This is a genomic window from Streptomyces sp. JH34, from assembly GCF_029428875.1.
Classification (GTDB): Bacteria; Actinomycetota; Actinomycetes; order Streptomycetales; family Streptomycetaceae; genus Streptomyces.
On record NZ_JAJSOO010000001.1, the window covers coordinates 4,978,452 to 4,989,990 of the forward strand.

General features: G+C 67.4%; 12 protein-coding genes and 2 tRNA genes. 10 read left to right on the forward strand and 4 right to left on the reverse strand.

Annotation, left to right across the window (positions count from 1 at the left end; translation table 11 throughout):
* Positions 1 to 129: 129 nt before the first annotated feature.
* Entirely contained in the window at positions 130 to 1,308 is a 1,179-nt protein-coding gene (locus LWJ43_RS22225; protein WP_277333979.1) for a cation:proton antiporter, read from the reverse strand.
* A gap of 151 nt (positions 1,309 to 1,459) precedes the next feature.
* Here LWJ43_RS22225 and LWJ43_RS22230 point away from each other — a divergent pair, with 151 nt between their 5' ends.
* A complete protein-coding gene (locus LWJ43_RS22230; RefSeq protein ID WP_277333980.1) occupies positions 1,460 to 1,960 on the forward strand; it encodes an HD domain-containing protein in 501 nt (166 codons plus the stop codon).
* 48 nt (positions 1,961 to 2,008) lie between these two features.
* Here LWJ43_RS22230 and LWJ43_RS22235 read toward each other — a convergent pair whose 3' ends face one another.
* The gene (locus LWJ43_RS22235; RefSeq protein WP_277333981.1) at positions 2,009 to 3,172 is read right to left on the reverse strand and encodes an acyltransferase family protein; all 1,164 of its coding nucleotides are present in this window, start codon (positions 3,170 to 3,172) and stop codon (positions 2,009 to 2,011) included.
* Between the two features lie 480 nt (positions 3,173 to 3,652).
* Here LWJ43_RS22235 and LWJ43_RS22240 point away from each other — a divergent pair, with 480 nt between their 5' ends.
* On the forward strand, positions 3,653 to 3,847 hold the full coding sequence (locus LWJ43_RS22240) for a hypothetical protein (RefSeq protein WP_277333982.1): 195 nt from the start codon (positions 3,653 to 3,655) through the stop codon (positions 3,845 to 3,847).
* Positions 3,848 to 4,124: 277 nt separating this feature from the next.
* Positions 4,125 to 4,472, forward strand: coding sequence for a DUF1330 domain-containing protein (locus LWJ43_RS22245; protein ID WP_277333983.1), 348 nt, complete (start codon positions 4,125 to 4,127; stop codon positions 4,470 to 4,472).
* 104 nt (positions 4,473 to 4,576) lie between these two features.
* Here LWJ43_RS22245 and LWJ43_RS22250 read toward each other — a convergent pair.
* Positions 4,577 to 4,650 (reverse strand) — tRNA-Gly (locus LWJ43_RS22250).
* A 179-nt stretch (positions 4,651 to 4,829) separates the two neighbouring features.
* Here LWJ43_RS22250 and LWJ43_RS22255 point away from each other — a divergent pair.
* The 7 genes from LWJ43_RS22255 to LWJ43_RS22285 all read left to right on the forward strand — a co-directional run bounded on the left by LWJ43_RS22255 (position 4,830) and on the right by LWJ43_RS22285 (position 10,337).
* A tRNA-Pro gene (locus LWJ43_RS22255) sits at positions 4,830 to 4,906 on the forward strand.
* Positions 4,907 to 5,056: 150 nt separating this feature from the next.
* Positions 5,057 to 6,457, forward strand: coding sequence for a trigger factor (gene tig, locus LWJ43_RS22260; RefSeq protein ID WP_277333984.1), 1,401 nt, complete (start codon positions 5,057 to 5,059; stop codon positions 6,455 to 6,457).
* A 286-nt stretch (positions 6,458 to 6,743) separates the two neighbouring features.
* Positions 6,744 to 7,349 (forward strand): ATP-dependent Clp protease proteolytic subunit, encoded by a 606-nt coding sequence (locus LWJ43_RS22265; RefSeq protein ID WP_031091967.1) that lies wholly within the window; start codon positions 6,744 to 6,746, stop codon positions 7,347 to 7,349.
* Positions 7,350 to 7,416: 67 nt separating this feature from the next.
* The gene (locus tag LWJ43_RS22270; RefSeq protein WP_030122564.1) at positions 7,417 to 8,100 is read left to right on the forward strand and encodes an ATP-dependent Clp protease proteolytic subunit; all 684 of its coding nucleotides are present in this window, start codon (positions 7,417 to 7,419) and stop codon (positions 8,098 to 8,100) included.
* Positions 8,101 to 8,256: 156 nt separating this feature from the next.
* Positions 8,257 to 9,555 carry an ATP-dependent Clp protease ATP-binding subunit ClpX gene (gene clpX, locus LWJ43_RS22275; RefSeq protein ID WP_014156286.1) on the forward strand — a complete coding sequence of 433 codons (1,299 nt, stop codon included), beginning with the start codon at positions 8,257 to 8,259 and terminating at the stop codon, positions 9,553 to 9,555.
* Positions 9,556 to 9,651: 96 nt separating this feature from the next.
* Positions 9,652 to 10,035, forward strand: a complete 384-nt coding sequence (locus LWJ43_RS22280) for a type II toxin-antitoxin system RelE/ParE family toxin (protein ID WP_277333985.1) — start codon at positions 9,652 to 9,654, stop codon at positions 10,033 to 10,035.
* A complete protein-coding gene (locus LWJ43_RS22285; protein WP_147963423.1) occupies positions 10,032 to 10,337 on the forward strand; it encodes a helix-turn-helix domain-containing protein in 306 nt (101 codons plus the stop codon). Before LWJ43_RS22280 ends, LWJ43_RS22285 begins: the two co-directional genes overlap by 4 nt.
* Before the next feature lie 150 nt (positions 10,338 to 10,487).
* On the opposite strand, the gene LWJ43_RS22290 is transcribed toward LWJ43_RS22285, so the two are convergent.
* Positions 10,488 to 11,495 (reverse strand): hypothetical protein, encoded by a 1,008-nt coding sequence (locus LWJ43_RS22290; RefSeq protein ID WP_277333986.1) that lies wholly within the window; start codon positions 11,493 to 11,495, stop codon positions 10,488 to 10,490.
* Between the last annotated feature and the right edge of the window lie 44 nt (positions 11,496 to 11,539).

The following is an 11,539-nucleotide window of genomic DNA, read 5'->3' on the forward strand; positions in this document are numbered from 1 at the left end:
CGTACGGAAGCGGTCGAAACCGCACAGGCGTCAATCTTCGCGTTCCGCATTCACCCGAAGGTGGAGGGAGTCCGGAGGACGTCACCCCGGGTGCGCGGCCAGGGCCTCCGCACCCGGGCCGGCCGCCCCTCAGACCGGAACCGCCTCTTTCTCGGTCTCCTGGGCCCGCGTGCGCCCTCCGGGGAGGATCCGGGCCAGCCAGTGCGAGCGGCCGGCCGCCAGCGGCGACAGGACCGCGAGCAGGAGCACGTACCCGGCGATGAACGGCGAGAGCCGCTCGTCCAGGCCCGCGCCCGCCGCCATCGTGGCGAGGATCAGCGCGAACTCACCGCGCGCCAGCAGGGTGGTGGAGACGTTCGCCGTGGCCTTCGGCCCGAAGGCGTAGATCCTGGCCGTGGCCATCCCGGCGAAGACGTTCATCAGCACGGTCACCGCGACGGCGGCCAGCACCGGCCACAGCACGCTCGGCAGGTCGCCGGGGTTGATGGAGAGCCCGAAGCCGAAGAAGAAGATCGCCCCGAACGCGTCCCGCAGCGGATGGACCAGCTTCAGGATGCGGGTGCCCGACGAGGTGCTGCCCAGCATGAGGCCGACCATGAACGCGCCGATCGCGTCTGCGACCCCGAACCACTCCGAGACGCCGGCCACGAAGACGGCGACACCGAGGAAGGAGATGACGAGGAGTTCGTCGTCCTTGGTGTTCATCAGCTTGCCGACGAGCTTCGTGCCGAAGCGGGCCATCAGGGCGAGCAGCAGCAGGAATCCGAAGGCCTTGCCACCGTCGATCACCGCAGCCCCGAGGCTGTCCGCGCCGGACAGGATCGGTTGCAGCGCGGCCAGATAGAGGGCGAGGAAGACGTCCTCGACGACGATGATGCCGAGGATCGGCCGTGTCTCCGGATTCCCGATCCGGCCGAGGTCGACGAGGACCTTCGTGACGATGGCCGACGACGAGATGCCGAGCACACCGGCGAGCACCAGCGCCTCGGACGTGCCCCAGCCCAGCGCGAAGCCGAAGCCGAGACCGGCGCCGACGTTCAGTGCGAGGTAGGTGCCTCCGGCGAGCGCCATCTTGCGCCCGCCCTTCTTCAGGTCGTCCAGATGGAACTCGAGGCCGAGGTAGAAGAGCAGCAGCACCAGACCGAGCGCGGAGAGCATCTCCAGGTCGTGCGGATCGTCGAGGAGGACGACCCCGGGGGTGTGCGGGCCGAGCAGGATCCCGGCCAGGATGAACAGGGGGATGGTCGGCAGTCCGATACGGCCGCCGACGCGGGCGAGGACGGCGGCGGCGAGGAACGCGCCCCCCATGGCGATGAGCGTGTCTGCGTGTCCGATGAGCCTGTCTCCTTCTTTCGGTCAAGAGCGCGTCAAGGAATCGTCAGTAATTAGTTTACCGAACGATCAGGACTGCACTCCCGGAACCAGCGGAGTCAGGTGGTGACCGGCGTACAGTCGGCCCATGCCGATGCCGTATCTGACCCTGTCCCAGGTGGAGTCGATCGCCCGCGAGGCCCATCGTGAGCAGACCGACAAGGCGGGGCGCCCGTACGCGGAGCACCTGGCAGCGGTGGCGGAGGGCGTACGGAGCAGGGGCGGCAGCGAGGAGCAGATCGCCGCCGCCTGGCTGCACGACGCGATCGAGGACCACGCGCTGTCCCGGCGCTGGCTGGACGAGGCCCCGCTGCCCGGACAGGTGAAAGAAATGGTCCTCGCCGTCACCAAGCGGGACGGCGAGGACCTCTTCACATACACCGGGCGGATTCTCGCCACGCCCGGAGCGCTGCTGATCAAGGAGTCGGATCTGGCGCACAACGCGGACCCCGCCCGGCTCGCGATCCTCGAGCCGGCCACCCGTACCCGTCTGACCGAGAAATATGCGCAGGTACGCGGCTTGCTGGGGCTCGGCGAGGGTGCCGGGCCGACCGACCGGCGGGATCAAGCCAACCCGGCCACGGAGTGATGCCCTGAAGGGACCGGCCCCGGTGTCGGGGGGCCGATCCGGACAGGGTCAGCGATCGGCGGGGCTCCGGCGGAACGCCCACTTCATCTCCGGCTCGGTCGCGAAGCGCATGGCGCGCCGGACCGGCGGGGTGCAGAGCAGGGTCACGGCGGCGGCTGCGACGAGGGAGACGACGACGAGCCCCACGGGGCCGGAGAGCCACTCGTAGCGGTCGAACAGGTCGTAGTAGCCCGCCCCCTTCACCAGGAAGCCGTGCAGCAGGTAGCCACAGATGGTCCCGGTGCCCAGCGCCGTGAACCACATGTGGCGGCGCGGCACCCAGGCGAGGAACGCGACCGTGAGCAGCAGCGCGCATCCGAACATGGCCAGCGTCATCACGGGCCCCGCCCACCACTGGAAGTCCATCTCCTGGGCGCTGTTGCTGCGGTAGAACCAGCCCAGCCCCATGCGCGGAGCGGCCCAGTAGGCGAAGACCAGGGCCCCGAGGGCCAGAGGGACGGCCAGCATCCGTACCTCGCGCCGGCGGATCAGCTGGAAGTGCTCGGGCTTCATCAGCAGGCCGAGCACGAAGAACGGCAGGAGCTGGCAGACGCGCTGCAGGTCCAGATCGTCGCCGATCTCCGGTGTCACCGAGGCGAGCATGGCGATGCCGAGCGCGACGGGCAGGGGGTGGCGCAGGGACTGCCACAGCGGAGTGGTGACCCGCCAGATGAACAGGGCGATCAGGAACCAGGTGAGGAACAGCGGGTCGAGCAGGGTGATCGAGGTGTCCGGCGCCCCGCCGGCATAGCGCTTGAAGAGCGAGTACGCCGTCTCGAACAGCACATAGGGCACCACGACCCCGGTGACGAGGCGCTTCACCTTGGCCGAACTCATGTCGAACGACCGGGAGAAGTAGCCGGAGACGAGGATGAACGCCGGCATGTGGAACGTGTACACGACCATGTACAGCGCCCGGGTGATCCGGCTGCCGTCCATCACCGGTTCCCAGGCGTGGGCCACGGCGACGAGCACGATCGCGAGGTACTTCACATTGTCGAAGTACGCGTCACGGCGCTTGGCCGGAGCGGGTGCACCGGTGCGGTCCTGAGCGGTCCTGGAGGTGGCGGCGGGGGCGCGTTCGGCCGTCAGCACCTGCTCGTGTCTCGGCTCCGACTCCCGGCTCTCCGGGGTGGACGGGGCCCTCTGAATTTCGCTCGGAGCTTTGGACATCTGCTGCACCTTAGACCCGTCGATCGGCATGCGTAAAACCCTCGAGAAACAACGCGTGTTCCCTGTCATTCAAAAGTGAAACCATCAACAGATGCCCGGTACGTGCTGATTCATCCACCTTAAACAGGGCATATCGGCGAGTGTTTGGCGAGAGTGAATTTCGTCGCACGAACTCCTGGCAAACCGCTGTGAATGAAGTGTGGGGATATGGAAACGATCACATCGGGCGTTATTCGAACTGCCCTGCACACAGCGGGCGCACAGCTTTTTCGCCAGCGCCCGCGCGGGCCCTGCGGCGGCCCGGCGCGCTGCGGTTCGCACTCGGGCGCGCGCGGGCGCGAGGATGGCGGGATCCGGCCGTTTCCCTCCTTCACCCAGCAGCATGCGCAGGGGAGTTGGTGGCACGATGGGCGCGACGGAGGTGTGCCGCCCGCATGCCACCGGGCCGGCAAGGCGGACCGACCAAGGGTGTGATCAGTCGTGGCCATTTCACTGTCTGTGGTACTTCTGCTGGGGATCGTCCTGGTGGTGTTCATCCGCGGCGGATCGATCAAGGGCGGACCGGCGGTCGTCGCCGTGCTGTTCGGCTTCTTCCTGGCGTCGACGGGTATGGCGCCGTCCATCAACAGATTCATGAACTCGATAGCCGACACGATCAACCAGATCAGCTTCTGAGGAGCCCCGCGGAAGCGCCCGGCCCGGCAGGTGACCGGCCGTCGGCTCATGCGCACGGACGAGCCAGGCGGGGCCCGAACCCGCCTGGCTCGTCCGTGCGTTCGGCGTCGCGGAACGGGACCGGAGGGCGCGTGCCCCATGCGCGCCCGGAGCACCCGCCGCGGATACCGGAGTGCCCCACGGGTGGGCAGGTCTCCTTACCCGCCGGGTAATCGACCCCGGCAGGCGGAAGGGGCATGCTCCATGTCGACGGAGCCCCACCGGCCGGAAGGACGCCATGCCCGCCTATGTGATAGCCCACCTCCAGGACGCCGCCCCGCACCCGGAGATCGCCGAGTACATCGAGCGGATCCCCGCGACGTTCGAGCCGTACGGCGGCAGCTTCCTGGTGCACTTCACGCCGCACGAGGTGAAGGAGGGGAGCTGGCCGGGCGGTGTCGTGGTGCTCGTCTTCCCCGGAATCGAGGAGGCGCGGGCCTGGTGGGACTCTCCCGCGTACCAGGAGATCGCGCCGTTGCGCTCCCGGCACATCGAGGGCGACATCATCCTGGTCGAGGGTGTCCCCGCGGGCTACGACCCGGCCGACTCCGCCAGGGCGATGCGGGACGCGCTGCCTCCCGCGTAGCGGCCGGCGCGGCGCCTGCCGGAGAACACCTGTCCATGACCTGTGCCACACGCAGAAAACCCGGGGCCGGGCGGAGGAAAATTCTCCGCCCGGCCCCGGGCCGTTGGAGCGGGCGACGGGAATCGAACCCGCGTAGCTAGTTTGGAAGACTAGGGCTCTACCATTGAGCTACGCCCGCAAGCACCGCTTCACCCGTCCGGGCAGGCCCGGCGGATCTCGGTACGGACAGCATCGTAGCGGGTCGGGGAAGGTGTCCGCACACCCGTATCGGCGTGCCCCCCGTCACGACCCCGGTGACGGCCCGCGCAAAGCGGCCGACGCAGCGCTCGTCTGCATGTACCCTACGTGTCGCACCGACGGGGTGTGGCGCAGCTTGGTAGCGCGTCCGCTTTGGGAGCGGAAGGTCGTCGGTTCGAATCCGGCCACCCCGACCACCGGCAAGATCGCATTGTGGGAGTCCTCCACCTTGCCGTTACTATGCAAATTGCGTGCCCGTGTGTCTGATGTACCGGGCTCGATCCGCGAAGCCGCCTCTCGGCGGCCCAGCAGAACCCCAAGAAGTCAGCCACCAAGGAGACCGAACCGTGAAGAGCGCCGTGGAGACCCTGAACCCGACTCGGGTTCGGCTCAGCATCGAGGTGCCCTTCGAGGAGCTCAAGGACAGCCTCGACGCGGCGTACAAGAAGATCAACCAGCAGGTCACGGTGAAGGGCTTCCGTAAGGGCAAGATCCCGAACCGCGTCATCGACCAGCGGTTCGGCCGTGGTGCTGTGCTGGAGGAGGCCGTCAACGACGCCCTTCCGAAGTTCTACACCGAAGCTGTCAACGAGGGTGAGCTCAACGTTCTGGGCCAGCCCGAGGTCGACATCACCGAGCTCAAGGACGGCGAGCTGCTGGCCTTCACCGCCGAGGTGGACGTCCGTCCCGAGATCGAGATCCCGGACTACTCCGGCATCGAGGTCACCGTGGACGCACTCGAAGTCACCGAAGAAGACGTCGACAAGGCCGTGGAGCAGCTCCGCGAGCGCTTCGCGTCCACCAACCCGGTCGAGCGCGCCGCCGCCGAGGGCGACGTCGTGACCATCGACCTGGAGGCCAAGGTCGACGGAGAGGTCCTCGAGGACGGCGTGGCCGCGGGTGTCTCGTACACCATCGGTTCCGGCGAGCTCCTCGACGGCATCGACGAGGCCGTGACCGGCCTGGAGGCCGGTGGCGAGACCACCTTCACCTCCGAGCTGAAGGGCGGCTCCGCCGAGGGCAAGGAAGCGGAGGTCACCGTCAAGGTCACCGCCGTCTCCGCCCGCGAACTGCCCGAGCTGGACGACGACTTCGCGCAGATGGCGAGCGAGTTCGACACGCTCGCCGAGCTCCGCGAGGACAGCCGCAAGCGCCTCGAGAACACCAAGCAGTACGACCAGGCCACCCAGGCCCAGGAGCGGGTCCTCGAGGAGCTGCTGAAGCTGGCCGAGGTCCCGATCCCCGAGAAGCTCCTCGCGGACGAGGTCCAGACCCGCAAGCACAACCTCGAGCACCACCAGCTCGGCCAGATGGGCCTCGACCTGGAGAAGTACCTCGAGATCCAGGGCAAGACCCTGGAGGAGTTCGAGAACGAGACCTCCGAGCAGGCGATCAAGGGCATCAAGACCCAGTTCATCCTTGACGAGCTCGTCAACAAGGAGAAGCTGAACGTCAACCAGGAGGAGCTCACCGAGCACCTCATGCGGCGTGCGGCCTCCTCCGGCATGAGCCCCGACCAGTTCGCCCAGGCCGTCGTCGAGGGCGGCCAGGTGCCGATGCTCGTCGGCGAGGTCGCCCGCGGCAAGGCGCTCGCCGTCGTCGTCGAGGCCGCCAAGGTCACGGACACCAACGGTGAGATCGTCGAGCTCGAGGACGAGGAAGAGGCAGCGGACGAGGCCGCCGAGACGGTCGAGGCCGCCGAGGGCACCGAGAAGGCTGAGGAGAAGGACGAGAAGAACGAGGCCTGAGCCCCGTTCCGCTCGCTGACCTGATCCACGCGGCGGGCCCCGGACGTACGACGTCCGGGGCCCGCCGTCGTATCGGCCCGCGCGCCCGGGGAGTACCCGGGAACCCTTGTGCGGACTGCTCACCTTGCGCTCCCAGCGAACAGTTGGGGAACCGGGATGGCGTTGTCCCACCTGCGCGTTAGGGTCCATGAAGAGGAAGGGTCGGGTAGTCCCGGCCCACCCGGTACGAAGACGCTGAGACGGCCGGAGCCGTCAGAGACGAGCAGGTGGATACGTGACGAATCTGATGCCCTACGCCGCCGGAGAGCCGTCCCTCGGTGGAGGCCTCGGTGACCAGGTCTACAGCCGACTGCTCGGCGAGCGCATCATCTTCCTCGGTCAGCAGGTCGACGATGACATCGCCAACAAGATCACCGCACAGCTTCTGCTCCTTGCCGCGGAACCCGACAAGGACATCTACCTCTACATCAACAGCCCCGGCGGCTCGGTGACGGCCGGCATGGCGGTCTACGACACCATGCAGTACATCCCGAACGACGTGGTCACCATCGGTATGGGAATGGCGGCCTCGATGGGCCAGTTCCTGCTCACCGGTGGCACGGCGGGCAAGCGCTTCGCGCTCCCCAACACCGACATCCTGATGCACCAGGGTTCGGCCGGCATCGGCGGTACCGCGTCGGACATCAAGATCCAGGCGCAGTACCTGCTCCGCACGAAGACACGGATGGCGGAGATCACCGCCCACCACTCCGGCCAGACCGTGGAGACGATCATCCGCGACGGCGACCGCGACCGCTGGTACACCGCCGAGGAGGCCAAGGACTACGGCCTCATCGACGAGATCATCTCGGTCGCGTCGGGCATCCCGGGCGGCGGCGGCACCGGCGCCTGATCCGGGCGTGCACCACCCCGCACCCTCTCGTACGCCGAGACCCACAGCCCACAGATACGCCACCAGGATGGTGAAGACCCACATGAACAACTTCTCCGGCGCCTCCGCGAGCGGCCTCTACACCGGCCCGCAGGTGGACAACCGCTACGTCGTCCCGCGCTTCGTGGAGCGCACCTCGCAGGGTGTGCGTGAGTACGACCCGTACGCGAAGCTCTTCGAGGAGCGCGTGATCTTCCTCGGCGTCCAGATCGACGACGCCTCGGCCAACGACGTCATGGCACAGCTGCTGTGCCTGGAGTCGATGGACCCGGACCGTGACATCTCGATCTACATCAACAGCCCCGGCGGCTCGTTCACCGCGCTCACCGCGATCTACGACACGATGCAGTTCGTGAAGCCGGACATCCAGACGGTCTGCATGGGCCAGGCCGCCTCCGCCGCCGCCGTCCTGCTGGCCGCGGGCACCCCGGGCAAGCGCATGGCGCTCCCGCACGCCCGTGTGCTCATCCACCAGCCGTCCTCGCAGACCGGCCGCGAGCAGCTCTCCGACCTGGAGATCGCGGCCAACGAGATCCTGCGGATGCGGACCCAGCTCGAGGAGATGCTGGCCAAGCACTCCACCACCCCGCTGGAGAAGATCAGCGAGGACATCGAGCGCGACAAGATCCTTACCGCCGACGACGCACTCGCGTACGGTCTGGTGGACCAGATCGTCTCCACCCGGAAGACCACCGCGGGCGCGTCGGTCTGACGTCGGTCTTTCCCCTTGGCACATTCCGTTTGCACGGCCACGGCCGTGTGAACCGTGCCAAGGGGGGCCCGAACAGGGGGCCAGGCAAGGTACCGTCGGATAGAGGCACCAGGAGCCGCTGAACCAGGCTGCTCCCAGGCGAAGGGGAATCACCTCGTGGCACGCATCGGTGATGGCGGCGACCTGCTCAAGTGCTCGTTCTGCGGAAAGAGCCAGAAGCAGGTGAAGAAGCTCATCGCGGGACCCGGTGTGTACATCTGCGACGAGTGCATCGATCTCTGCAACGAGATCATCGAGGAGGAGCTCGCGGAGACCTCCGAGGTGCGGTGGGAGGAGCTCCCCAAGCCGCGCGAGATCTACGAGTTCCTCGAGGGGTACGTCGTCGGGCAGGAGCCCGCGAAGAAGGCCCTCTCGGTCGCTGTGTACAACCACTACAAGCGGGTCCAGGCCGGTGAGAACGGCGGCGGTTCGAATCGCGACGACGCCATCGAGCTCGCCAAGTCGAACATCCTGCTGCTGGGCCCCACGGGCTCCGGCAAGACGCTCCTCGCGCAGACGCTGGCCCGCATGCTCAACGTCCCGTTCGCCATCGCGGACGCGACGGCGCTGACGGAGGCCGGCTATGTCGGCGAGGACGTCGAGAACATCCTGCTGAAGCTGATCCAGGCGGCCGACTACGACGTCAAGAAGGCCGAGACGGGGATCATCTACATCGACGAGATCGACAAGGTCGCCCGCAAGAGCGAGAACCCGTCGATCACCCGAGACGTCTCCGGCGAGGGCGTCCAGCAGGCCCTGCTGAAGATCCTGGAGGGGACCACCGCCTCCGTACCGCCTCAGGGCGGACGGAAGCACCCGCACCAGGAGTTCATCCAGATCGACACGACGAACGTCCTGTTCATCGTGGGCGGCGCCTTCTCGGGCCTGGAGAAGATCATCGAGTCGCGGGCCGGCGCCAAGGGCATCGGCTTCGGCGCGACGATCCGCTCCAAGCTGGAGATCCAGGCGAGCGACCAGTTCCAGGAGGTCATGCCGGAGGACCTGGTGAAGTTCGGGATGATCCCCGAGTTCATCGGCCGTCTGCCCGTGCTGACCTCGGTCCACAACCTGGACCGCGAGGCGCTGCTCCAGATCCTGATCGAGCCGCGCAACGCGCTGGTGAAGCAGTACCAGCGTCTGTTCGAACTCGACGGCGTGGAGCTGGACTTCGAGCGTGAGGCCCTGGAAGCCATCGCCGACCAGGCGATCCTCCGCCAGACGGGTGCGCGAGGTCTGCGCGCCATCATGGAAGAGGTCCTCCAGTCCGTGATGTACGAGGTGCCGTCCCGCAAGGACGTGGCCCGTGTCGTCATCACTCCGGACGTCGTCCGCAACAACGTCAACCCGACGCTGGTCCCGCGCGAGCCGCGCACGATCGGCAAGAACGACGGCGGCCGCCACGAGAAGTCCGCGTAGCGGCGGCGAACGACACACGCGAAGGGGCGCCCGGCCGATGGCCGGGCGCCCCTTTTCTTGCCCCGTCAGTATTAGTCAGTGCTAATATTTCTTGCTGTGGGCGGTCCGTACGAACTCAGATTCTTCGCAGATGTCCTGGACTGGATTTATGCGCTGGCCAAGGAGGATCCGGATAGTCACGATCACGTCATAGCGGCCTTGGAGCGCCTCCAGGAGGCTGGTCCGGCGTTACGGCGACCGACGGTCGGTGCGATCGAGGACAGCCGGTACCGCAACATGCGTGAGCTCCGTCCACGCAACGGCAGCACGGTCAGTATCCGGATGCTCTTCGTTTTCGATCCGGTACGACGAGCTGTGTTCCTCGTCGCCGGGAACAAGGCGAGCGGACGGCAGTGGGCAGCCTGGTACCCCAAGGCGATCAGAGAAGCCGACGCCAAGTACATGGCTTACCTTGAAGCTCTAGAGGAGGAGGACGGATGAACCTCGGCAGCATGGCCGACCTCGCGGCTGACATCACACCGGAGAAGCGCGCCCGCATCGATGCGATCAAGAGCGAGATGGTCGACGCGGAGCGGGGCCACGAGCTGGCCTCCCTCCGGAAGGCGCAGGGGCTGACCCAGGTCCAGGTGGCGAAGGCTATGGGCGTGACGCAGGGGCGGATCAGTCAGATCGAGCGTGGTGGCGTGCGTCTGGACACATCGACGATGTCGGCCTACCTGCACGCAATCGGAGGCGAGCTGACGATACTGGCGACGGTCGGAAACCTGTCCGTGAAGCTCTGATTCGCCGCGCAGCCGTTCCCGCGTGAGCCGCGCACGATCGGCAAGAACGACGGCGGCCGCCACGCGAAGTCCGCGTAGCGGCGCCAACGACGACGCGCACGCGAAGGGGCGCCCGGCCGACGGCCGGGCGCCCCTTCGACGTGAGCGGGATCAGATCTTGGTGCGGGAGGTGTTGTAGAGCTTGGCCGCGAGGGCGGCGACATCAGACTGAGGCATGGCCTTCTCCGTCATCATCGCTCCCACATCGACCCCCACGACGATGCCGACCGTGCTGTAGTCGGTCCACACGCACACCGGCGTGACGATTTCCTTCGGGCCGTTCTTCGCCGTCCCGTCGGCGTCTTCGTTGATCGCCTTGAGGCTCTGGCACTTCATCAGCGCTCCGTCGAACCCTTCGGGCTTCACGGCTTCGGGTTCGCCGACGAGCGAGACGTTCTCGCTGTCCTCGCTCTTCCCCATCTCCAGCTCGGCGTTCTTGAAGGCGCTGTCGATCACCTTCGCGGGGTCGCTGACCTCACCCCAGTAACCGGTGAAGACGAGCGACTTCATGGTGAGCGGATTCTTCTCGTCGCCGCTCACATACTGGGCGTTCACCTGGTTGGGGTTCTTGATCCCCATCGCCTCGGCCTCGGCCTTGTCCTTGCCCGTCACCGGTTTCGAGGGAGTGGCCTTGGAGGGGTCCTGCTTATACGTATCCACCGAGGCGGCGGGCGTCAGCTTGTACCCCTTGGTGGAGTCGGCCACGTCGCTGTTGCTGGACCCACCCGAGGTGAGGAAGTACACCCCGCCCGCGACCACGGCCAGCGCGACCACGGCCGCGCCGATGATCAGGCCCGTCTTCTTCTTCGGGGCGCCCGGCTGGCCCGGCATGCCCGGGTAGGCCTGCTGGCCGCCGTACGGGGGAGTGGGCGGCTGCTGGCCGTACGGGCCCGGCTGCTGGCCCTGCGGGTAGCCGTAGCCCTGCGGGGGCTGCTGCTGCGGCGGGACGCCCTGGGGGGCCTGCTGCGGGTAGCCGTAGCCGGGCTGCGGGGGCCCCTGCGGCGGCTGACCGCCGTACGGCCCGGGCTGCTGCCCGTACGGGCCCGGCTGCTGGCCGTACGGTCCGGGCTGGCCCTGCGGCGGCTGCCCGCCGTACGGGCCCGGCTGGTTGTAGCTCATTGCGCTGTCCCCTCCAGAATGCTTATGCGTTCCGAACATCCTGA